The following is a 22284-nucleotide window of genomic DNA, read 5'->3' as shown; positions in this document are numbered from 1 at the left end:
TTTAGAGCGGCGGGATAGGGCGAGGCCGCCGGTCGTCACCGGTTGCGACAAACGTCAGGCTGGCTTCCGTCACGCGCACGACGTTGTTCGGAGCATGCATCCGTTGCGCGAATACCTCGACATCGATGGTCATCGACGTTCTGCCCGTGCGCACGACATCCGCGTAAAAGCTGAGCAGATCACCAACGAAGACCGGCTGCTTGAAAACGAAGGAATTCACCGCAACCGTCACCACACGCCCGTTTGCGCGGCGAGCCGCGACCAGGGAAGCGGCGATGTCCACATGGGACATGATCCAGCCGCCGAACACGTCACCGTAAATATTGGCATCGGATGGGCGGGCCATGACCCGCAGGGTGGGTTGGCTGGTCTCGCGATGCGCGGGGAAGCCGTGCGTCTCGTCGTTGCCGCTGACAGGCACCGCATTGCCGCCCGAGGCGGGTGAGACCCCTGTCTGGCCCGCGCCGTCGCCGGCGGAAGCGTTGTATTGTTCGGTCATCGTTGTTTTGAATGAAAAGCCGTTCTGTAAGATGCGGGCTGTCAGTGACAATGACGGACCGTACGCGAATGTCCGCTATTGTAAGTCCGCTCCATTCTTTCGTTCTCGATGCGTCGTTCTTCTACTTTCTCCCCTGATGCCGCCTCGCTGGCCGATTCGTCGCGGCGCGATTTCCAGACGCTGCGCTCGCTGCTGCCCTACCTGTCGGGATTTTCGCTTCGCATCACGCTGGCGTTGAGCTGCCTGATCCTGGCGAAGGTTGCAAACCTTGGTGTGCCGTTGTTGTTGAAGTCGATCGTCGATAGATTGTCCGCCTCCCATACGCTGGTTGCCGTGGGGCGGCAAGCGCATGCGCCGCTTATCATCCTCGCTGGCGGCATCGGGCTGCTGGTCATCGCCTACGCGGTGGTACGACTCTCCACGTCGCTGTTCACCGAATTACGCGAATTGCTGTTTGCTCGCGTCACCGAGCAGGTTGTTCGCGATATCTCGCTACAGGTCTTCCGGCACCTGCATGGCCTTTCCTTGCGATTCCACCTGGATCGGCAGACGGGCGGCATGACGCGCGACATCGATCGCGGGACGCGCGGTATCCAGCAGGTGCTGCAATACTCGTTGTACAGTATTCTGCCGACGTTGATCGAAATCACGCTGGTCATCGTCATCTTCATCACGCGCTACGAAGTGTATTACGCGGCGGTGACGTTTTTCGCATTGCTTGCTTACGTCGTATTCACGATCAAGGTCAGCGCCTGGCGCACCGCGCTGCGTCGTTCGGTTAACGAGCTGGAATCCAAGGCGAGCACCCGCGCGATCGATTCCCTGTTGAATTACGAGACAGTGAAGTACTTCAACAACGAGGATTTCGAGGCGGCGCGCTACGATGCGCACCTGCGTCAATATCGCGCCGTGGCGGTCAGATCTCAGAAAACGTTGTCGATGTTGAATTTTGGACAGCAGGTGATCATCTCGATCGGACTCGTGCTGATTCTATGGCATGCAACCGGCGAGGTGATGGCGGGACGCCAGACGCTGGGCGACCTTGTCCTGATCAACACCTTCATGTTGCAACTGTATGTGCCGTTGAATTTTCTTGGCGTCATTTATCGCGAGCTGAAACAAGCGTTGGCGGACATGGATCGGATGTTTACGTTGACCGCCGAGCAACGCGAGATCGCCGATTTCCCGGATGCCCCCGCATTGGCATTGCATGGCCCCTTGGGCGCGACGGTCGTGTTCGATCACGTCCGCTTCGGTTATCAGTCCGACCGGACGATACTGCATGACGTCTGTTTCACGGTGCCGGCGGGAACGACCACGGCGATTGTCGGACACAGCGGCTCAGGAAAATCGACGCTGGCGCGGTTGCTGTTCCGTTTCTACGACGCGGAGGCGGGTACCCGGATCACCGTCGATGGCCAGGATATCCGGACGGTCCGGCAGCAATCGCTGCGTGCGGCCATCGGTATCGTGCCGCAGGATACCGTGCTGTTCAATGACTCCATCTACTACAACATCGCCTACGGCCGTCCGAGCGCCAGTCGCGACGAGGTGATCGCGGCGGCGCGGGACGCGCAGGTCCATGACTTTATCGAGAGTTTGCCCAAAGGGTACGATACGCCGGTGGGGGAGCGAGGTCTGAAGCTCTCCGGAGGCGAGAAGCAACGGGTCGCCATCGCGCGAACGCTATTGAAGAATCCGCCGATCCTGATTCTTGACGAAGCCACGTCGGCATTGGACTCTCGTGCCGAACGCGCGATCCAGCAGGCGCTCGATCGGGTCGCGCGCGGTCGCACGACATTGGTGATCGCGCACCGCCTATCCACGGTCGTGGGTGCACAGCAGATCCTCGTGATGGATGCCGGGCGTGTCGTCGAGCGTGGCACCCATGCGGATCTGCTCGCGGCAAACGGCCTGTATGCGCAGATGTGGCGGCTGCAATCGCACGACGAACCGGCATAACGTAACGCGAGACGGGACACGATGGAAACCAAATGGCTCGAGGACTTCATCTCGCTGGCGGAAACCCGCAGTTTCAGCCGCTCCGCGGCATTGCGGCACGTGACGCAGCCGGCGTTTTCGCGTCGTATCCAGGCCCTGGAAGCCTGGTTGGGCGCTGAGTTGATCGATCGCTCCGGTTATCCCACGCGACTGACCCAGGCAGGCAATATCTTCCATGCGCAGGCATTGGCGTTACTCAACCAGGCGCGAGAAGCCCGCACCTTGCTACGGGGGCAAGGTGTACTGAGCGCAACCACGCTTGATTTCGCCGTACCGCATACGCTGTCGCTTACCTTCTTTCCGCAATGGATTCAGCGTATCGATGCCTTGCTGGCGCGCGGCGTCGTCACGCCGAGCGCGCCAGCCGCCGATGGGAAGCCGCCGATCCCGCCGCCGTCCGGGCCGTTGCACGCGCGATTGCGTGCGCTGAACGTTCACGACGCCGTGCTGACGTTGACTGAAGGCGGCTGCGACCTGATCATGGGGTACCACCATCCCAGTCACCCGGTTGCGCTCGATCCCCGGCGTTATGCCCAGTTGACACTGGGCACGGAGACCATCGGACTGTTCTGTGCTGCCGGGCCGCCCGAGGTGTCCGCCTCGGTGGCCAGTGCAGGGGGCGCACGAACGGGGCGGCTCACACCGCGTTTTACGTTGCCCGGGAGTCCAACCCATCCTGTGCCGTATCTGGCTTATGCATCTGATGCATATCTTGGCCGCATGACCGAAGTACTGCTTTCACGGGCGACCCAGCCGTTGTATCTCGACCGGATATATGAGACCGATATGGCGGAGGGGCTTAAAGTAATGGCGGTCGCCGGACACGGTATCGCGTTTCTACCTCATAGCGCGGCGGCCGACGCGTTGGCCGATGGCCGGCTGGTGCCGCTGGGGGACGTTCCTGGCAACAGCAACGTGGCGGGCCCATGGACACTCACGATGGAAATTCGTCTGTACCGAGATACCCTTGCCGATGTCGACGGGCAACGCCGGGCGTTGCGCGACGCTGTCTGGGAGGCCGCTCAGCGGTTGCTGGATCACCCCGAGGGTGTCTGAAAGGTCGGAAATACAGATGAGATTTGCCGCGATCTGTGTAGAGTAAGGTGGGAGTTATCCTGGATTACGATGAAAATAAGGGATCTTGTCTGAAAGACTGATAGCAATGGCAATGCATCACTTGTCCGAAAAATGCGGGTGACCTGCTGTTTTGCAAAGCTTTTCAGGGGTTATGCAAAAAATGCATGGATAAATGACGCTTCGGCATTTGCAACGCGATTTCGTCGGTTCTAGAGTGCAGTCATCAACTACTTAATGCGGAGCAGCCGCCATGTCAGAAGGTCATCGCACCCCCTCGTATCTCAGCGCGGAAGATCTGGGTCCCTGGGGCAGTTATCTCGAGCAGGTTGATCGCGTCACGCCCTATTTGGGGACGCTGAGTCGATGGGTCGAGACACTGAAGCGGCCGAAACGCATCATGATCGTCGATGTGCCGATCGAACTCGACAACGGCACGATTGCCCATTTCGAGGGTTATCGTGTGCAGCACAATGTCTCGCGGGGCCCTGGTAAAGGTGGCGTGCGGTTCCACCAGGACGTGACGCTCAGCGAAGTGATGTCGCTGGCGGCGTGGATGTCCGTGAAGAACGCCACCGTCAACGTCCCCTATGGCGGTGCGAAGGGCGGTATTCGCGTGGACCCGCGGACGCTGTCGCGGGGCGAGCTGGAGCGCATGACGCGCCGTTACACCAGCGAGATCAACAACATCATCGGGCCGAACACCGATATCCCCGCGCCGGACGTCAACACGAACGAACAGATTATGGCGTGGATGATGGACACCTATTCGGTGAACCAGGGCCATACGGCGACGGGCGTGGTTACCGGCAAGCCCATTTCGTTGGGCGGTAGCCTCGGCCGCCGCGATGCGACGGGCCGTGGCGTGTTCGTTGTCGCCGGTGAAGCGGCGACGAAGATCGGCCTGGATCTGAACGGTGCGCGTATTGCGGTGCAGGGCTTCGGGAATGTGGGCGGCGTGGCTGCCAGGCTGTTCCAGGACGCCGGCGCGAAGATCATCGCGGTCCAGGATCACACAGGTACGCTGTATGCGCCGAAAGGACTGGATGCGCGTGCCTTGGCCGCGCACGTCGAGCAGCACCGCGGGGTGGCGGGTTTCGCCGAAGCAGCCGGCGCGGATGCCGGTATCGAAACGTTGCGCGAGCGTGAGGCGTTCTGGCAGATCGAGACCGATATCCTGATTCCGGCCGCCCTGGAAGGACAGATCACCGAGAAAAACGCGGGTCAGATCAAGACGCGCATTGTCGTCGAAGGTGCCAATGGCCCGACAACACCGCAAGCGGACGACATCCTTCGCGAGAATGGGGTACTCGTCGTGCCGGACGTGGTCGCCAACGCAGGCGGGGTAACTGTCAGCTACTTCGAATGGGTGCAGGATTTTTCGAGCTTCTTCTGGGACGAGGACGAAATCAATCAACGGCTGGACCGTATCATGCGGGAGGCCTTCTCCTCGGTCTGGCATGTAGCGCAGGACAAATCGGTGACAATCCGCACCGCGGCGTACATTGTTGCCTGTACGCGCATCCTGCAAGCACGCGAAATGCGGGGTCTTTATCCGTAATTTTCCGAAAGACCCCGGTGTCCGAACCATTGCGATACGTTATTTGGTGTTGCATCGGTGCTGCAGCCGCGTGTAGTTATCTCTGATATCGAAAGCCCGCGTGATGTGTTGAAACACATTGCACGGGCTTTTTCGCGGCATATTCTATGCGACGAGAATCTGTGAACTCGTTGCGGGCACGGCACGTGTTGTTATATAAATGCAGTGCATTCGTCAGCTAGCAGCAAGGCGGAGCAAATATGAACAGGTGTTTGACGTTGCGGCGCATGTGTCTGTGCATCGCCCGCGCGCGCCGCACATCTGTCAACTGACAGCAGAATCGACACACCGCAAGGAGATCAGGGCAATGAAAATCACGAAAATCGCGCTCGCATTGTGCGTTTTGGGCGCCATTACCGGAAGCGCGAATGCGCAATCCAGTGCCACGCTGGATAAGATCAAGAAAGACGGGATCATTACGGTTGGGCACCGCGAGTCGTCGATTCCTTTCTCCTACTACGATGACAAGCAACAGGTTGTCGGCTACGCACAGGACTTCTCCAACGCGATTGTCGCGGAGGTGAAGAAGGAATTGAAGTTGCCGAACCTGCAGGTCAAGCTGATCCCGATCACGTCGCAAAATCGCATCTCGCTGCTGCAGAACGGCACGATCGATTTCGAGTGCGGTTCGACCACGAACAATCTGGAGCGGCAGAAGCAGGTCGCATTCTCGGATACATTCTTCGTGATTGGCACGCGTCTGCTGACGGCCAAGGATTCCGGCATCAAGGACTTTGATGACTTGAAGGGCAAGAACGTGGTCACCACGGCCGGTACGACGTCGGAAGCATTGCTGCGCAAGATGAACGCGGACCAGAACATGGGTATGCGCATTATCAGCGCTAAGGATCACGGTGACTCGTTCCTGACGCTGGAAACGGGCCGGGCCGTCGCGTTCATGATGGATGACGCGTTGTTGGCCGGTGAACGCGCGAAGGCGAAGAAGCCGGACAACTGGGTAATCGTCGGCAAGCCGCAATCGAACGAAGCGTATGGCTGCATGATTCGCAAGGACGATCCGGGTTTCAAGGCGCTGGCCGACAAGGTGATTTCGAAGGCTGAGACCGATGGCGACGCTCTGAAGTGGTATCACACCTGGTTCGAGCAACCGATTCCGCCAAAGGGCCTGAACCTGAACTTCATGTTGAGCGATGACATGAAAGCGTTGTTCAAGGCACCCAACGACAAAGCCTTCCAGTAAATTGTTTTTTTGCTGGCGTTGCACGCAGTTTACACTCGTGTAAAGTTCCGCTTGCGGTGACGGTTGGCAATTCGGAAAATTCGCACCTATTGCGACCATGGTTTAACAGGCTGGATCATGGACAATGGAAGGGCCCGCGCGCTGCGGGCCTTTTGTTATATAGAGCGCGTGTTTTGTCGTGCAAGTTGCGTACGGTTTGCGTAGGCAACCGGTTTTTTTCTTGTTCTGGAGTTCACCATGGCTTATCACTGGAACTGGGGCGTCCTGGCGAGCCCGGTTTCTACCGGCGAGCCCACCACCTATTTTGGGTGGATGCTGTCGGGATTGGCGGTTACCGTGGAGCTGTCGCTATCGGCGTGGGTGCTGGCGCTGATTTGCGGATCGTTCTTTGGCGTCATGCGCACAGTGCAGGGGCGATGGTTACCTGCAATCGGTACGGTTTACGTGGCGATTTTTCGTAACATCCCGCTGATCGTTCAATTCTTCATCTGGTATCTGGTGATTCCCGAGCTGTTGCCAAAGGCATGGGGCGATTGGTTCAAGCAACTGGACCCCACTATTCAGTTCTTCTCGTCCAGCATCATCTGTCTTGGCTTGTTTACCGGCGCGCGTGTTTGCGAGCAGGTCCGCTCCGGCGTGCAGGCCTTGCCGCGTGGTCAGCGCAATGCCGCGTATGCACTGGGTCTGACCCAGCCACAGGCGTATCGTCATGTGCTGCTGCCGGTGGCGTTCCGCTTGATCGTGCCGCCGCTGACGTCCGAATTCTTGAACATCTTCAAGAACTCGGCCGTCGCGTCCACGATCGGGCTGCTTGAGCTGTCGGCGCAGGCGCGGCAGCTCGTGGATTACACGGCGCAACCGTATGAGTCGTTCATCGTCGTGACCGCCACGTATTTCCTTATCAATATGATCGTGATGGCCTTCATGCGCTGGGTCGAGAAACGGACGCGCCTGCCTGGCTACCTGGGAGGCAAGTAATGCATCACGAATTCGATTGGTCTTCCATTCCCGCGTCGCTCAACACGCTGTGGCATGGTGCGGTCGTGACGTTCGAGATCACGGTCTGCGCGATCGTCGTCGGCATCCTGTGGGGCACGGTGCTTGCGTTGATGCGCCTGTCGCCGGTAAAGCCCCTGGCCTGGTTCGCATCAATCTATGTCACGCTGTTCCGTTCCATCCCGTTGCTGATGGTGCTGTTGTGGTTCTTCCTGCTGGTGCCGCAACTGCTGCAGTCGGTGTTTGGTCTGTCGCCCTCGGTTGATATCCGTTTTGTGTCGGCGATGACGGCGTTCTCGCTGTTCGAGGCCGCTTATTATTCGGAAATTATCCGGGCGGGCGTGCAGAGCGTGGCGCGCGGTCAGGTGCAAGCTTCGTCGGCGCTCGGCCTGACCTATACGCAATCAATGCGGTATGTCGTGTTGCCGCAGGCGTTCCGGGCGATGGTGCCGTTGTTGCTGACGCAGGGGATCGTATTGTTCCAGGATACATCGCTTGTGTACGTGATCGGTCTGGCCGATTTCTTCCGTACCTCCACGAATATTGGTGACCGCGACGGTACGATGGTCGAAATGGTATTGTTTGCGGGCGCTTGCTACTTCGTGGTTTCAGTAATCGCGTCGACGCTCGTCAAACGGATGCAAAAAGGGGTAAGCAGATGATCGTAATGAAGGACGTGTCGAAGTGGTATGGCCAGTTTCAAGTGCTGACCGACTGTTCGACGGAAGTGAAGAAGGGCGAGGTTGTCGTTGTCTGCGGGCCGTCCGGCTCCGGTAAGTCAACGTTGATCAAGACCGTCAATGGTCTGGAGCCGATCCAGCAGGGCGAGATTCTGATCGACGGAGCATCGGTGACCGACAAAAAGACGAACCTGTCGAAGCTGCGTGCCCGTGTCGGCATGGTGTTCCAGCATTTCGAACTGTTCCCTCATCTGTCGATCACGCAGAACCTGACGCTGGCGCAGGTGAAAGTACTCGGTCGGGGCCGTGACGAAGCCACGCAGAAAGCGTTGAAGCTGCTCGATCGCGTGGGCCTGCGTACACATGCGGACAAGTTTCCGGGCCAGATGTCGGGCGGTCAACAGCAGCGCGTGGCGATCGCCCGAGCGCTATGCATGGACCCGATCGCGATGCTGTTCGATGAACCGACTTCAGCGCTCGATCCTGAAATGATCAATGAAGTGCTCGATGTGATGGTGGAGTTGGCGCAGGAAGGGATGACGATGATGTGCGTAACCCATGAAATGGGATTCGCTCGCAAGGTCGCCCATCGCGTGATCTTCATGGATCAGGGCTTGATTGTCGAGGACGACCGTAAGGAAGCGTTCTTCGATAGTCCGAAGTCGGATCGCGCAAAGGATTTCCTCGCGAAAATCCTCCACTAAGCATTAAGCAACCATACTGCGCGGCGTAAGGGCCGCGGGAGAGGAAGGGCCAGGTGCCCGCCCGTCCCGCGGCCCTTTATCATCAGGGGTCAAGCCGCGCAGCGCATTGATGGCGGAAGGCTGCGTCAGACGAGATCGCTGGGCGAATCGACGGGGCCACGGCTGCGTTAATAGCAGAAGCGCGAACACTGAGACGCGCCCACGAGCGCACCACCGACGACCGCGCCGGTCAGGAATGTCTGGAAATTCGTGGCACAGCCTTGTGTGCCCAGCGCAGCAACGGTGCCGATGATCAATACAATTTTACGCATGATGTTTCCTGCATCGTTGATTGCCCACGGCCGCGCGTGGCTACCGGGGCGTTACAGCAGCAGCGATACGATTCCACCAACGGTGATGGCCGCGCCTACCCATTTGCCCGCCGAGTACCAGGAATCAGTGTTCTCCTTGGCCTCTTCCGGGCTTTGCAGGCCCAAGGTGCCATAGGCGAGCGATTTCAATGCAGACCCATCCTTCGCGTCTGCCGCGGCATTCTCTGCTTTTTTCTCTTCGCTTGCGGCTGCGTCGTTTGCCGACTTCACGCCTACCGTTGACCCGGAGGCTTTGTCCACGGACTTTGCGGCATGCGCTTGTTCCGTTTCGTGGGCAGCTTTCGCGGCGGATGATAGCGACACCTTGCTGCTGGCCGCTGCCGACGTTTTGGAAGGCGTGTCCGAGGACCCGGCCGCTTTTGCGTCCGGGTCCTTGCGCTTGCTGCTGGCCACGCTGGCCGTACTGGCTGCGGGGGCGTTCGTCACATCCATAACTGCATCCTGTGCGATCACAATGAGCGGCATCGTCGGCATGCCTTGTAAGCCATAACGGCTTGCCATAGTCGGATCTTGAGGGAAAAGTGCGGTGATGGCGAAAAAAGGGGGGCGCACGATGGCATGGTGGCCCCGGTGTGGCGCCAGCGAGACAACCGGCACGGACTGCCGCATCGTGTTGCAAATAACCGCCACTGAACCATCGGTCATGCGTCAAGTCGGCGACGGAGATGGCCGCGCCTCGCCGCTAAGCGGTCGCGCGCATTGTCCATGCCAATTGGCGGGCGTGGATACGTTCAGCTTCCGGCGACGGCGCGATCATCCTGATCGTCGAGCGACAAGGCCGCGCGGAACGGCAGCATGGCGGGAAAGGTCATCGCCGCGCGGGGCAATGTCGCGGCTTCGGAGGGGTGGCGTTCACGCGGCCGTGCCGCAACTTCCAGCACCGCGGGGGGGACGGCAAGGCGGCGTGAGGTGATCCGCTCGCCGTCGCGGAACAGGAACAGATCGCCCGGCGAAAACGCGGTCCACACTTCGTTGTCGGTCAATGGCAATGTACCGATGACGGTTACACGGTCTTCCGGTGTAGTGTATTGCGCGAAATCGATCGACATGTCCTCGTCCACCAGATGGGCGGTCGAGAAGGGCCATTGGCGCGTGAGGTATTGCAGGTGCGTCGAGCAGTGCGCGAACATGGCCTGGCCGTTCGACATCAGGAAGTTGAATGAGCCATGCTGGCTGATACCCGCCGTGATCTCGGCAACCGCATCGAACACCTCATCCAACGGCGGCTGGTCGCCGGGAAAGCGCCGCCGCAATCCTTCGAGCATTTCGCAAAAGGCCAGCTCGCTGTCCGTGCCACCAACCGGTTGGTAAAATCCTGTCAACGAAGGCGCGTAGTCTTTCAGGTCACCGTTGTGCGCGAAGATCCAGTGGCGTCCCCACAATTCGCGCATGAAAGGGTGGCAGTTTTCAAGCATCGGCGCGCCCTGGGTGGCTTTACGGATATGCGCGATCGTGTTCTTCGACTTGATCGGATAGCGTTTTACCAATTCCGCGACAGGTGACTGACACGACGACTGGTGGTCGATGAACAGCCGACACGCTTTTTCCTCGAAGAAGGCAATGCCCCAGCCGTCCGCATGGTGGTCCGTGATACCGCCGCGCGCGGCAAATCCGGTGAACGAGAAGCGCACATCCGTGGGCGTCGCGCAATTCAGACCCAAGAGCTCACACATAAGGCTGGCGGCTCCTTCAGCCGCGGACAATCAAGTAAAAGCGGTCCATGGCGCATGGACCCAATCGGACGCCGTTGCGCTTGCCTGGGCTGACCGACGCGGTGAGACGTTGGTACAATAGGCGCGCTTTGTCTTGCCTCGGCGCCCGAACAAACGACGAGCCAAGCATAGCATTGCGACGATTGTCTTAAAAGTTCATAGAAAAGTAGTTGCGAGCAATCGCGGCAAAATGCGGCGGGGCGGCAACAGCGTCCCGGGACGAATCTTATCGCGCGATTGATCGCGCGGGTGGCGCCGGACGTTTGTCGTGCCCGGAACATCCGCATTTCGCCCGCGCCCGCCCGCCGTTCGCGATAAACGTGTCATCCAGCAAACAAGCCGATTTTTCCGACCGACGCCGCCATGACTTCTGCCGCTCCCACCATGCCTTCCGCTTCCTCGTCGACCGCTGCCCCGGTGTTGACTTCCCTGACGATCGCCCGACCCGACGACTGGCACTTGCATGTCCGGGACGGCGTCATGCTGGCCGAGGTTCTGCCGCATACGGCACGCCAATTCGGTCGCGCGATCATCATGCCGAACCTGAAGCCTCCGGTCACCACCACGGCGCTGGCCCAGGCTTACCATGACCGGATCGTCGCCGCGCTGCCGACCGGCGCATCGTTCAAACCGCTGATGACGTTGTATTTGACCGACAACACGCCACCGGACGAAATTCGCCGCGCGCGCGATAGCGGCATCGTCCATGCGCTGAAGCTCTATCCGGCCGGTGCGACAACGAATTCGGACGCTGGCGTGACGGATCTGGCGAAATGCGCAAAGACATTGGATGCGATGCAGGAAGCCGGCTTGCCGCTGCTGGTGCATGGGGAGGTCACGCATGCGGATGTCGACTTGTTCGACCGCGAGCGGGTGTTCATCGATGAGGTGATGATCCCACTACGCAAGCGGCATCCTGCATTGAAGGTGGTGTTCGAGCATATCACTACCCAGGAAGCGGCGGAGTACGTGCGGGACGCCGACGCGTTGCCCGGCACGCTGGGCGCGACGATCACGCCACAGCACCTGTTGTTTAACCGTAACGCGATCTTCACCGGTGGCGTGCGGCCCCATTATTACTGCCTGCCGGTGTTGAAGCGCGAAACGCACCGTGTTGCGCTGGTCGCCGCCGCCACGTCCGGTAATCCGCGTTTCTTCCTTGGTACGGACAGTGCGCCGCACCAGCAGGACACAAAGGAAAACGCGTGTGGTTGCGCCGGATGTTTTACCGCCCCACACGCGATGGAACTGTATGCGGAAGCGTTCGAGGACGCCGGTGCATTGGACAAACTGGAGGCATTCGCCAGCTTTCACGGGCCTGATTTTTACGAACTGCCGCGCAATACGGATAAGGTGACGTTGCGTCGCGAATCGTGGACCTTGCCTGCCGTTTATGGCAAGGATCAGAGCGCTGTGGTGCCGTTGCGCGCCGGTGAAACGCTACGCTGGAAGCTGTTTTGATCGGAGCGCCTGTGTCGCGCGGCAGGGCGATGACAAGGGGGCGCATGCTACACTTCCGTTCGCAAAGTGTTCCAGGCAGCCGCCGCCTGCGTTGTCTCTCATCGTCACGCGTTGACGGGGAAAGGGGGCAGGGGGAGGAAAGTCCGGACTCCACAGGGCAGGGTGATGGCTAACGGCCATCCGTGGCGACACGCGGAACAGGGCAACAGAGAACAGACCGCCGATGGCCGTTGCATGCTCGCATGCAACGGATCAGGTAAGGGTGAAACGGTGCGGTAAGAGCGCACCGCGGCTGGGGCGACCCAGACGGCACGGTAACCTCCACCCGGAGCAATTCCAAATAGGCAGGCACGGCGCCGGTAACGGCGTCACGACGGGGCCCCCGTCGGTCTGCGGGTAGGGAGCTCGAGCGCATCAGCAATGGTGCGTCTAGATGAATGGCTGTCGCGCGCTTCGCGGCGCGAACAGAATCCGGCTTATCGGGACACTTTGCCCCCATTCCGCGCCCCACGCTTCCTGCCGGAGACGTGGGGCGTTTTTCTTGCCGCGCCGGCCCGCGATCAGGGCGCGGCCGAATCGACGATGTCGAACGAATGCGTCAACGCCGCCGTGTGCGCCAGCATGACGGACGCCGAGCAATACTTGTCGTGCGACAGATTGATTGCGCGTTCCACTTTCGACGGATCGAGATGTCGTCCGCTGACGGTGAAGTGAAAATGGATTTTCGTGAAGACCTTCGGGTCTTCGCTGGCGCGCTCGGCGTCCAGTTTTACCGTGCAGCCTTGCACATCCTGACGGCTTTTCTTCAGGATCATGACGACATCGTAGGCGGTGCAGCCGCCCGTGCCCACCAGCAGCATCTCCATTGGCCGCGGTGACAGGTTTCGGCCGCCCCCTTCCGGTGCGCCATCCATCGTGACCAGGTGTCCGCTGCCGGTCTCCGCGGCGAACGCCATACCCTCGGGGCCCATCCAACTGATCTTGCATTCCATTATGACTTCACTCCTCTTAGATGCGCATTCTACCTCCGGAGAAATCATAGCTTGTGTAAGCCCTTGTTTTGTTCTCTGAAACGACAAAAACAAGTGATTGTTATATCAAATAGATGCCAGGTTTAATAAACAGTCGTGCTGCAAATGGATGAAATCGCGATGAATCTTTTCACATCGCTGCACTGCTTGATTTTTCGCCATGCGAAAGTAGTTTTCATATTATGAAAAGATGTTTGTAACGTGATATTTGCGCGTCTATAGTGAATCTAGCGGGCAATTGCCCTGCGATGCGGGCTCCTCGGATGATAATGCGCCGGGGCCGCCGCAATGCTGATTTACGACGTGCTGTCATGGCGCGGCGTCTGCCGTGGGCGTCGGGTTCCCCTGTCTCCTCCATCCGCTGCCGACTTCGTCGCGTGGATGGATTCGCCCGGAGGGCTTTCTTCCGGGCATTTTTTTATCTAATCGATGCAGGCAAGAGGGATGGGGTATTGCCGCGGTGATCGGTCCGAGGGGCCATGGTGACGTGTTGATCGCACGCTGTCAGGTCGATTGTCGGGTAAAAGCCGTCTCGCTACGCAAGAATTGCGTTATACTCGCAGGCTCTTCCGATAAAAGCTCGTCGGGGAGGACGGCCGCAAGGTCGGGCAGCATATGTGACATGTCGATGCCGACGCGGTATCGGCGCGGGGAAATCGATCAAAGGATTTCCGCCGTGCGGGGCAAGTTGGCGCGGCATGATGCATCGCCGCCCAGGCGCAGGGAAACGACGGTCAGACCTCTGGCCGATAAGAGTTCTACACACCTGGGACGGCGCCGTAAGAGCGCATTTTTTTATTTTGGATCAGTCATGAAGACATTTTCTGCTAAGGCCGAAACGGTCGTGCACGAATGGTACGTGATTGACGCGACGGATAAGGTTCTCGGCCGTGTCGCCAGCGAAGTGGCACGCCGCTTGCGCGGGAAGCACAAGCCTGAATTTACTCCTCACGTCGATACCGGCGATTTCATCATTATCGTCAACGCCAGCAAGTTGAAGGTAACCGGCAAGAAGACGACGGACAAGAAGTACTTCCGTCATACCGGCTACCCGGGCGGCATCTATGAAACGACGTTCGGCAAGATGCAGGACCGTTTCCCGGGCCGCGCGCTGGAGAAGGCCGTGAAGGGCATGCTCCCGAAGGGTCCCCTCGGTTACGCGATGATCAAGAAGCTCAAGGTCTACGCCGAGGGTACGCATCCGCATTCGGCGCAACAGCCGAAGGCGCTCGAGATCTAAGGAGCCTATACCGTGATCGGAAATTGGAATAACGGCACTGGTCGCCGCAAGAGCGCGGTTGCCCGTGTCTTCATCAAGTCGGGTTCGGGCAAGATCGTTGTCAACGACAAGCCCATCGAGCAGTACTTCTCGCGTGAGACGTCGCTGATGGTCGTGCGTCAACCGCTGGAACTGACCAACAACCTGTCGACGTTCGACATCAAGGTCAACGTCCATGGCGGTGGTGAAACGGGTCAAGCGGGCGCCGTGCGCCACGGCATCACCCGTGCGCTGATCGACTACGATGCGACGCAAAAGCCGGCTTTGTCGGCTGCGGGCTTCGTGACGCGTGATGCGCGTGAAGTCGAGCGGAAGAAAGTTGGTCTGCGCAAGGCACGTCGCGCGAAGCAGTTCTCGAAGCGTTAATTTGCATCGAGCGCGCGGGGAGGGCGGGAACGGTCTGCCGGATTTGCCCTCTACGCTAAGGAAAACGCCGTTGGATGCCTTTGGCACTTCCAGCGGCGTTTTTGTTTTTGACGTCCCGCTGTTGCTTTCCTGATGCCGCAAGTCCCTGTCGCTGGCAGGTGTACCCGCGCAATCCGCCGCGATGCGCCACTTCGGACTAAAATCGGGGTTATGCATAGGCCCTGCGCCACAGAACAAGCAGTATCCCCTGGAGAGATCAATGAATGCTGTGACAGACACGCCCGTCGCGGAAGCGGCCGTCGCCACCCCCCCAACGTTCCTGGTGTTCACCGACTCGGCCGCCGGGAAGGTGAAAGAGCTGATCGAAGAGGAAGGCAACCCGGACTTGAAGTTAAGGGTGTTCGTGCAGGGTGGTGGCTGTTCCGGCTTTCAGTACGGATTCACGTTCGACGAGGAAGTGAACGAGGACGATACGGTAATGGACAAGAATGGCGTTCAGTTACTGATCGATTCGATGAGCTACCAGTACCTCGTGGGTGCGGAAATCGACTATAAGGACGACCTGAACGGTGCGCAGTTCGTGATCAAGAATCCGAATGCGACCACGACCTGCGGATGTGGATCGTCGTTCTCGGTATAACGATACAGCGTCGGCGGTAATCGGTAAGGCCCCGGCACCCTGTGCCGGGGCCTTTATTCTTTTGCGTCGTCAAACAAGCATGGGAGGGCACCCCGGTGTCCCTTAGCGCGGATACAGAGCACCCAGGACGCGTAGGCCCCGTGCGCCGGTCACCGCAGGCAGATTGCCCGGCAGGCGCTCGACAAAGCGCATTGCCAGCCAGGCAAACGCCAATGCTTCCACCTGCTGAGCGTCAATACCGAGCGTATCGGTGATCTGCAGCGACGGCGGTGCGCGCCCGTCGGCGTCGAACACGGCACGCAACGCGTTTTCCAGCTCCGCCATCAGTGTGGGATTGCAGGCACCGCCCCCACAGACGTAGACGGCATCGCACGCGGGAGCATATCGGCCGATGTCCCGTGCAATAGCGATAGCGGTGAATTGCGTCAGCGTGGCTTGCACGTCGGCAGCGGCGGGTGGGGCGGCTTGCAGACGCGCATGATTTGCCAACTTGGCATCCAGCCAGCCGATGTTGAACAGATCGCGCCCGGTGCTTTTCGGGGGCGGGTGATCCAGGAACGGTTCCTGGAGCAATACGCTCAGCAGCGCTACGTCCACGCGTCCGGCGCGCGCGAGTTGCCCATCCACGTCATAGGGCGTGCCGATGGTGCGCTCGGCCCAGGCATCCATCAGCGCGTTGCCGGGCCCGCAATCGAAACCACGCGCCGCGTGACGTCCATCGAGAATCGAGACGTTGCTGATTCCGCCGATGTTGCAGATGACACGCGTGCGCCCGTCCACACCAAAGACGTCCGCGTGGAAGGCCGGCACCAACGGCGCGCCCTGCCCGCCGGCGGCAACATCCCGGCTGCGGAAATCCGCCACCACGTCGATGCCGGTTCGCTCGGCCAGCCGTGCTGGATCATTGCTTTGTCGCGTGTACCCCCGTTCCGGCCGATGGCGGATCGTCTGTCCGTGCGCACCGATGGCCGTGACGTCGCGCGCGCTCAGGCCGGTGTCGCGTAGCAAGATGTCGCAACAGGACCCGTACACGTCTGCCAGGACCTGCGTGGCGAATGCCTCCCGCGCGATTTCGTCCTCGCCGGGTGATTGCAGGGCAAAGAACGCTTCGCGCAATGCCGCGTCGAACGGGACATGTGCATGGCTAAGGATGCGCGGACTGGACGGGGCGGACAAGGGCCCGAAGGTGGCGATCACGCCGTCGACACCATCCATGCTCGTGCCGGACATCAGGCCGATGAAGTGGCGGATAAGCGGCGCGGGTGGGCGTGTCGATGATACGGTGTCGGTTACGCTGGGCATGGCAGGGCGGAGGGCGAATCGATGGGGCGGAAACAAGCCGATAGCGCGTGGCATCGGTGGCGGAGGAAACGGCTCGCTACCATGAACGTCGCGTCGTCGAGCGGTATTCTACGCGCCTCGTCTCGCCTCGCCGATTCCTGACGTCCATGCCATCGCCTCGCCCTGCGTACACGTCTCGCTGCACGCTGAAGTGTCCGTCCGGCGTTCTGCACGCCTTTGCGGCGATCGGGCGGGCCGACCTGCTTGGGCGATGACGCTCCCCGCGCCGGCCCACTTGTCCTGCTCCCAATGCGTGAGTGTCCTGAGCAAGGCATGTAACGCGGCTTTCATTTTCAAGTCACTTTGCCATTCGACATCGTCCGATCCGACGACACGTTCCGCGTTCGGTGATGTGTGACCGATCGAGAGACGATTGCGGCTCATATGGGCGAAGAATCGCGGCGGGTTCGGTACAATACGCGTCATCTCGCATCGATCGACGGGCATCGCGTCCAGGGTCTGAAGGTGTCACCGCCCGTCGGGCTGCACCTGCATCGACCGACCACCAGGCCGCGATCACGTCGATATGCCGTTTTTCGCGCGACTGTTGCGCTTTTTCGATACTGCCTGGCTTCGCATGAATTCTGACGCTCATTCCACCGACACGCTGTCCCCTCCCGCGCTTCCTGACGCGTTGCCTCTCACCGATACCGTGCGCGACGCGCTGGCCGAGATCAAGCGCGGCTCGGACGAGTTGCTGGTCGAGGCCGAATTCGCGCAGAAACTTGCGCGCGCGGAAAAAAGCGGCACGCCGCTGCGCATCAAGCTCGGTCTTGATCCTACCGCACCGGACATCCATCTGGGCCATACGGTCGTGCTCAACAAGATGCGCAAGCTGCAGGACCTTGGCCACACGGTGATTTTCCTGATCGGCGGCTTCACGTCGCTGATCGGTGATCCGTCCGGCCGCAACAGCACACGCCCGCCGCTGACCCAGGAACAGATAGACTCGAATGCGCTCACGTATTTCGAGCAAGCTGCGATGGTCCTGGATCGCGAGAAAACCGAAATGCGCAACAACACCGAGTGGTTGCAACCGCTCGGTGCGGCCGGCATGATCAAGCTGGCGTCGCAATCGACGGTTGCGCGGATGCTGGAGCGCGAGGATTTCACGAAGCGCTTTCAAGGTGGCGTGGCCATTTCGATTCACGAATTCCTGTATCCGCTGTTGCAGGGCTATGATTCGGTCGCACTGAAGGCGGACCTTGAACTGGGCGGCACTGATCAGAAGTTCAACCTCCTGATGGGCCGCGAGCTGCAAAAGGCCTATGGGCAGGAACCGCAGTGCGTCTTGACGATGCCGTTGCTGGAAGGACTCGATGGCGTCGAGAAGATGTCGAAGTCCAAGCACAACTACATCGGCATTGGCGAAAAGCCGAACGACATGTTCGGCAAGCTGATGAGCATCTCGGACACGCTGATGTGGCGCTACTTCGAACTGCTGTCGTTCGAGTCGCTCGGGCGCATTGCCGCGTTCAAGGCGGAAACCGAGGCAGGGCGTAATCCACGTGATTTCAAGGTCCAGCTTGCGCAGGAGATCGTTACGCGTTTCCACAGCAAGCAGGCTGCGGAAGGCGCGTTGGAGGATTTCAATCACCGTGCCCGCGGCGGTGTGCCCGATGATATTCCGGACGTCGCCCTGGGTGGCGCACCGCTCGGTATCGCGGCACTGCTGAAGCAGGCGGGACTGGTGCCGTCGACGACCGAGGCGAACCGGAATATAGAGCAGGGCGGTGTCAAGGTGGATGGCGCCACCATCAGCGACCGCGCCCTGAAGCTTGATGCGGGCACCTACGTCGTGCAGGTCGGTAAGCGTCGTTTCGCACGTGTGACGTTGTCGGCCTGACGCGCGATGACGCTGCCGTCCGCCGATACCTTGATACCTGACCCGACCTCGTCCGCTTCGTCATCGACGATCCTGCTGCTGATACGGCACGGCGAAACGGCCTGGAATAAGGCCGGACGAATTCAGGGGCATACCGATATCCCCCTATCCGATGTCGGCCTGGCCCAGGCGCGCATGCTGGTGCGGCGTTGGTTGCCGCCCGCGACGAAAGCCGGCCCTGTCCGGCAGGACGATATGCTTGCCGCCGGCGCATTGGGGCGGGGCTCTGGCGACGTGGTGCTCGCGGGTGATCCCGCGTCGTCGGTGCCGCGCGACGCATCGCCCTGGGTCCGGCCGTTGACGGCCGTGGTCAGCAGTGATCTGTCACGCGCGGCACAGACGGCGGCGCCGCTGCTGCAGGCTTTGGCACCGGATACGCCTCTCAAGGCCATCACGCATATGGCAGGATTGCGTGAACGCGCATTCGGTGTATTCGAACAGCAGGACAAGCAGACGATCGAACGGCGTTGGCCCATCGCTTATGGGCGCTGGATCACACATGATCCGGACTTCGCACCGGAAGGCGGTGAATCGCTGCGGGCGCTTTATCAGCGTGTGATCGGGACATTGGGCGAGCAGGCACGTCGCCATATCGGCGGAACGGTTGCTTGTGTCGCGCATGGCGGGGTCCTGGATTGCGCTTTCCGTTTCGCGCATGGCGTCCCGCTGGATGTGCCGCGCGCGTGCGTGTTACGCAATGCCAGTATCAATGTGTTGCGGTGGTATTCGGGGACTACGCCTGAACAGGACCGAGCCGAGGTGCTTGCATGGGGCGATGTCGCCCATCTCGCCGATATGGCCGCGGATGAGGCCCGTGACGATCGGGTGTGACCTACCCGCCATCACCTGTGGCAACGCGTGCCCGGGCGCGTTTCGACACACCATTGGTCAGCGCCCAACGCATGACCTTCGCCACGCCATGCACACTCGGACGCAAGACCATTCTACGTAGTACGTCGCCCCGCTGAAGTCCGAACATTTCCTTCGCCCAAGGCGGCAAGAGATCCGGTCCCGCGTGCAGCAGCAAGCGGGCCGCGGGCCACGTCGCCAGGTTAGGTGCCGGCGCGTGCATCAGCACGTCCAGTACCTCGCGTGTACGTTCATCACACCGCAGCAAGGGTCGCATCCGGGTGATATAGCCATCGACCTCGGCGCGATTGCGCGGCACGCCGCGACCGCCCAGCATTTCGGTAACCAGCGCGGTTTCGGCGTAGTAACGATCCTGCTCCTCGCCGGTCAATGACGGGTTTACATAGACGGTGTATGCGTGCAGGAAGCAAGACATCTCGGCAACGTGTACCCACGTCAGCAGGTCCGGGTCGTCTGCGGCATAGGGGCGGCCATCCGGTGCGATGCCGGTGACGCGACGATGAATCGCCTTCACGCGCTCGATCATCGCCAGCGCATCGGCACGGCCGCCGAACGTGGTGGCCGCAATGAATGTCGCGGTACGTCCCAGGCGACCGTGTATGTCTTCGCGAAACGTCGAGTGATCCCAGACGCCCGCCAATGCCAACGGGTGCAACATCTGCAGCAGCAAAGCCGCCACGCCGCCCACCAGCATCGATGTGAAATCGGCATGGACCTGCCAGCAGACCGTATCCGGACCATAGAGGCCTGGATCACCAGGCGGTTGCGTATAGTCGATCCGCAGGCGAGCGTCGGTGGTGACCTGATTTACCCCTTGCACGATACGCTGTCTAAGGAACTCGCTCGCCGACATCAGTCCTCCGTTGCCGGCGGCGTGGACGGTTCCAGCGGCAGCGTGCCCGAACTATCGGGCATGCCCACGCCGAAGTGCCGATAGGCGAGCAATGTCGCCATGCGGCCGCGCGGTGTGCGTTGTACATAGCCCTGCTGAATCAGGTAGGGCTCGATGACGTCTTCGATCGTGTCGCGCTCTTCGCCGATTGCCGCCGCGAGATTGTCCAGTCCTACCGGACCGCCATCGAATTTCAGCAGGATGGCTTCCAACAACTTGCGGTCCATCAGATCGAAGCCGACCGGGTCGACATCAAGCATCGCCAGGGCTGCGTCCGCGATTTCCGGCGTGATGCGCCCGTCGGCCTTGACTTCGGCATAATCGCGCACGCGTCGCAGGAGCCGATTGGCGATACGTGGCGTGCCCCGCGAGCGCCGTGCGATTTCGAATGCGCCTTCCGCGCCGATGCCGGCGCCGACCAGGCCCGCCGAACGTTGCACGATGCGCGCCAGTTCCTCGGCGGTATAGAACTCCAGGCGGGCGACAATGCCGAAGCGGTCCCGCAGCGGGTTGGTCAACATGCCGGCGCGCGTTGTCGCGCCCACCAGCGTGAACGGTTGCAGGTCGAGCTTGACGCTGCGGGCGCCGGGACCTTCGCCGATCATGATATCGATCTGGTAATCCTCGAGCGCCGGATAGAGGATTTCCTCGACGACGGGAGACAATCGATGGATTTCATCGATGAACAGTACGTCGTTGGGTTCGAGGTTCGTCAGCAGCGCCGCCAGGTCACCAGCACGCTCAAGCACGGGGCCGGAAGTTTGTCGAAGGTTGACGCCCATCTCCCGCGCGATGATATGCGCGAGCGTGGTCTTACCCAGTCCGGGTGGCCCGAACAGCAGCACATGGTCCAGCGCCTCGCCGCGGTTGCGCGCGGCCTGGACGAAAATTTCCAGCTGGCCGCGCACCTTTTGCTGCCCGACATAGTCGTCGAGCTGTTTTGGCCGCAGCGCGCGTTCATACGCCTCTTCGCGCGCCGATACCGGCGCGGCGGAGATCAGTCGGTCACCCGAGAGTTTGTCAGTTTCGATCATTCAGGCATTGTACCGCCCATCGATCATGCCTTCGACAAAGTCTTCAGCGCCTGACGGATGCCGTTCGAGACATCCGTATCCGGGGGCAATGCGCGAATGGCCGCGGCGGATTCCTTTTCCGAATAGCCGAGTGCGAGGAGGGCCTGCAGGATATCGCTGCCAGTATCACCAGCGGCAGGCACCGTGCTCGCACCCTGGCCCAAGGCGCCGAGATCGGCTCCCAGCTTGCCTTTCAGCTCAAGCAATAATCGCTCGGCGGTTTTTTTGCCAATCCCCGGGATTTTCGTGAGGCGCGCGACTTCCTGCGCCGTCACCGCCTGAGCCAGCTCGTTTACGCTCATGCCTGACAACACGGCCAACGCCATGCGGGCGCCGATGCCGCTGATCTTCAACAACTCGCGGAATGCGCCACGTTCCTGCGCGGTCGCAAAACCAAACAACAGGTGTGCATCCTCGCGCACGATCTGCTGTACCAGCAGTACCACCGGTTCGCCCAGATGCGGCAAGTGATAGAACGTGCTCATCGGTACCGATACCTCGTAACCGACGCCCGCACAGTCGACCAGAATGGAAGGCGGATTCTTTTCCAGCAGCGTGCCAGCAATACGACCGATCATGATCAGCGGGAATGAGAGGAAAGGGAGGCA

The 22284-nt window shown here is 60.4% G+C and carries 23 protein-coding genes and 1 other RNA gene; 14 read left to right on the top strand and 10 right to left on the bottom strand.

The window, feature by feature from the left end; genetic code table 11:
* Position 1: 1 nt before the first annotated feature.
* A complete protein-coding gene (locus tag WM40_RS00585; protein WP_046151976.1) occupies positions 2 to 346 on the bottom strand; it encodes an acyl-CoA thioesterase in 345 nt (114 codons plus the stop codon).
* 261 nt (positions 347 to 607) lie between these two features.
* Between WM40_RS00585 and WM40_RS00580 the strand changes: the two genes are divergently transcribed.
* The 7 genes from WM40_RS00580 to WM40_RS00550 all read left to right on the top strand — a co-directional run bounded on the left by WM40_RS00580 (position 608) and on the right by WM40_RS00550 (position 8755).
* Complete coding sequence (locus WM40_RS00580) at positions 608 to 2461, top strand: ABCB family ABC transporter ATP-binding protein/permease (protein ID WP_024902612.1); 1854 nt, start codon at positions 608 to 610, stop codon at positions 2459 to 2461.
* 21 nt (positions 2462 to 2482) lie between these two features.
* Entirely contained in the window at positions 2483 to 3556 is a 1074-nt protein-coding gene (locus tag WM40_RS00575; protein ID WP_024902613.1) for a LysR family transcriptional regulator, read from the top strand.
* A 271-nt stretch (positions 3557 to 3827) separates the two neighbouring features.
* On the top strand, positions 3828 to 5135 hold the full coding sequence (locus WM40_RS00570) for a Glu/Leu/Phe/Val family dehydrogenase (protein ID WP_036008519.1): 1308 nt from the start codon (positions 3828 to 3830) through the stop codon (positions 5133 to 5135).
* Between the two features lie 346 nt (positions 5136 to 5481).
* Positions 5482 to 6375, top strand: a complete 894-nt coding sequence (locus WM40_RS00565; RefSeq protein ID WP_024902614.1) for a glutamate/aspartate ABC transporter substrate-binding protein — start codon at positions 5482 to 5484, stop codon at positions 6373 to 6375.
* 237 nt (positions 6376 to 6612) lie between these two features.
* Entirely contained in the window at positions 6613 to 7353 is a 741-nt protein-coding gene (locus WM40_RS00560; RefSeq protein WP_024902615.1) for an amino acid ABC transporter permease, read from the top strand.
* Complete coding sequence (gene gltK / locus WM40_RS00555) at positions 7353 to 8033, top strand: glutamate/aspartate ABC transporter permease GltK (protein WP_024902616.1); 681 nt, start codon at positions 7353 to 7355, stop codon at positions 8031 to 8033. Before WM40_RS00560 ends, gltK begins: the two co-directional genes overlap by 1 nt.
* Positions 8030 to 8755 carry an amino acid ABC transporter ATP-binding protein gene (locus WM40_RS00550; RefSeq protein WP_024902617.1) on the top strand — a complete coding sequence of 242 codons (726 nt, stop codon included), beginning with the start codon at positions 8030 to 8032 and terminating at the stop codon, positions 8753 to 8755. The genes gltK and WM40_RS00550 overlap by 4 nt, the downstream gene beginning before the upstream one ends.
* Before the next feature lie 167 nt (positions 8756 to 8922).
* On the opposite strand, the gene WM40_RS29795 is transcribed toward WM40_RS00550, so the two are convergent.
* From WM40_RS29795 to WM40_RS00540, 3 genes are all read right to left on the bottom strand, one after another.
* On the bottom strand, positions 8923 to 9066 hold the full coding sequence (locus tag WM40_RS29795; RefSeq protein ID WP_157684952.1) for a hypothetical protein: 144 nt from the start codon (positions 9064 to 9066) through the stop codon (positions 8923 to 8925).
* A 51-nt stretch (positions 9067 to 9117) separates the two neighbouring features.
* On the bottom strand, positions 9118 to 9771 hold the full coding sequence (locus tag WM40_RS27510) for a hypothetical protein (protein WP_024902618.1): 654 nt from the start codon (positions 9769 to 9771) through the stop codon (positions 9118 to 9120).
* An 86-nt stretch (positions 9772 to 9857) separates the two neighbouring features.
* Positions 9858 to 10799, bottom strand: a complete 942-nt coding sequence (locus WM40_RS00540) for a class II glutamine amidotransferase (protein ID WP_024902619.1) — start codon at positions 10797 to 10799, stop codon at positions 9858 to 9860.
* A 423-nt stretch (positions 10800 to 11222) separates the two neighbouring features.
* Here WM40_RS00540 and pyrC point away from each other — a divergent pair, with 423 nt between their 5' ends.
* Together pyrC and rnpB are read left to right on the top strand one after the other, a co-directional pair.
* Positions 11223 to 12299 carry a dihydroorotase gene (gene pyrC, locus WM40_RS00535; RefSeq protein WP_046151975.1) on the top strand — a complete coding sequence of 359 codons (1077 nt, stop codon included), beginning with the start codon at positions 11223 to 11225 and terminating at the stop codon, positions 12297 to 12299.
* A 63-nt stretch (positions 12300 to 12362) separates the two neighbouring features.
* Positions 12363 to 12794: RNase P RNA component class A (gene rnpB / locus WM40_RS27600), an RNA gene on the top strand.
* A 65-nt stretch (positions 12795 to 12859) separates the two neighbouring features.
* Here the strand turns inward: rnpB and WM40_RS00530 are convergent.
* Complete coding sequence (locus WM40_RS00530) at positions 12860 to 13291, bottom strand: OsmC family protein (protein WP_024902621.1); 432 nt, start codon at positions 13289 to 13291, stop codon at positions 12860 to 12862.
* A gap of 850 nt (positions 13292 to 14141) precedes the next feature.
* Here WM40_RS00530 and rplM point away from each other — a divergent pair.
* The 3 genes from rplM (at position 14142) to erpA (ending at position 15615) form a co-directional block, all read left to right on the top strand.
* Positions 14142 to 14570, top strand: a complete 429-nt coding sequence (rplM, locus tag WM40_RS00525; RefSeq protein ID WP_024902622.1) for a 50S ribosomal protein L13 — start codon at positions 14142 to 14144, stop codon at positions 14568 to 14570.
* A gap of 12 nt (positions 14571 to 14582) precedes the next feature.
* Complete coding sequence (rpsI, locus tag WM40_RS00520; protein WP_024902623.1) at positions 14583 to 14975, top strand: 30S ribosomal protein S9; 393 nt, start codon at positions 14583 to 14585, stop codon at positions 14973 to 14975.
* A 259-nt stretch (positions 14976 to 15234) separates the two neighbouring features.
* Entirely contained in the window at positions 15235 to 15615 is a 381-nt protein-coding gene (erpA, locus tag WM40_RS00515; RefSeq protein ID WP_024902624.1) for an iron-sulfur cluster insertion protein ErpA, read from the top strand.
* 102 nt (positions 15616 to 15717) lie between these two features.
* Here the strand turns inward: erpA and WM40_RS00510 are convergent, their stop codons facing one another.
* Together WM40_RS00510 and WM40_RS00505 are read right to left on the bottom strand one after the other, a co-directional pair.
* Positions 15718 to 16917: an anhydro-N-acetylmuramic acid kinase gene (locus WM40_RS00510; RefSeq protein ID WP_036008562.1), complete on the bottom strand. Its 1200-nt coding sequence runs from the start codon at positions 16915 to 16917 to the stop codon at positions 15718 to 15720.
* Between the two features lie 108 nt (positions 16918 to 17025).
* A complete protein-coding gene (locus WM40_RS00505; RefSeq protein WP_157685638.1) occupies positions 17026 to 17382 on the bottom strand; it encodes a hypothetical protein in 357 nt (118 codons plus the stop codon).
* Between the two features lie 151 nt (positions 17383 to 17533).
* Here WM40_RS00505 and tyrS point away from each other — a divergent pair, with 151 nt between their 5' ends.
* The gene (tyrS, locus tag WM40_RS00500) at positions 17534 to 18802 is read left to right on the top strand and encodes a tyrosine--tRNA ligase (protein ID WP_046151974.1); all 1269 of its coding nucleotides are present in this window, start codon (positions 17534 to 17536) and stop codon (positions 18800 to 18802) included.
* A 6-nt stretch (positions 18803 to 18808) separates the two neighbouring features.
* A complete protein-coding gene (locus tag WM40_RS00495) occupies positions 18809 to 19672 on the top strand; it encodes a histidine phosphatase family protein (RefSeq protein ID WP_046151858.1) in 864 nt (287 codons plus the stop codon).
* Between the two features lies 1 nt (position 19673).
* On the opposite strand, the gene WM40_RS00490 is transcribed toward WM40_RS00495, so the two are convergent.
* Genes WM40_RS00490 through ruvA form a run of 3 tightly spaced genes read right to left on the bottom strand, consistent with a single transcriptional unit; the run spans position 19674 to position 22254 of the window.
* Complete coding sequence (locus WM40_RS00490; protein ID WP_046151857.1) at positions 19674 to 20564, bottom strand: oxygenase MpaB family protein; 891 nt, start codon at positions 20562 to 20564, stop codon at positions 19674 to 19676.
* Positions 20564 to 21637, bottom strand: a complete 1074-nt coding sequence (ruvB, locus tag WM40_RS00485) for a Holliday junction branch migration DNA helicase RuvB (RefSeq protein WP_024902630.1) — start codon at positions 21635 to 21637, stop codon at positions 20564 to 20566. Before ruvB ends, WM40_RS00490 begins: the two co-directional genes overlap by 1 nt.
* A gap of 23 nt (positions 21638 to 21660) precedes the next feature.
* Positions 21661 to 22254 (bottom strand): Holliday junction branch migration protein RuvA, encoded by a 594-nt coding sequence (ruvA, locus tag WM40_RS00480; RefSeq protein ID WP_046151973.1) that lies wholly within the window; start codon positions 22252 to 22254, stop codon positions 21661 to 21663.
* Between the last annotated feature and the right edge of the window lie 30 nt (positions 22255 to 22284).

The sequence above is a fragment of the Robbsia andropogonis genome (assembly GCF_000970345.1).
Taxonomy (GTDB): domain Bacteria; phylum Pseudomonadota; class Gammaproteobacteria; order Burkholderiales; family Burkholderiaceae; genus Robbsia; species Robbsia andropogonis.
Note: the sequence above shows the minus strand (reverse complement) of the source record. Positions and strands in the feature narration are given on the sequence as shown.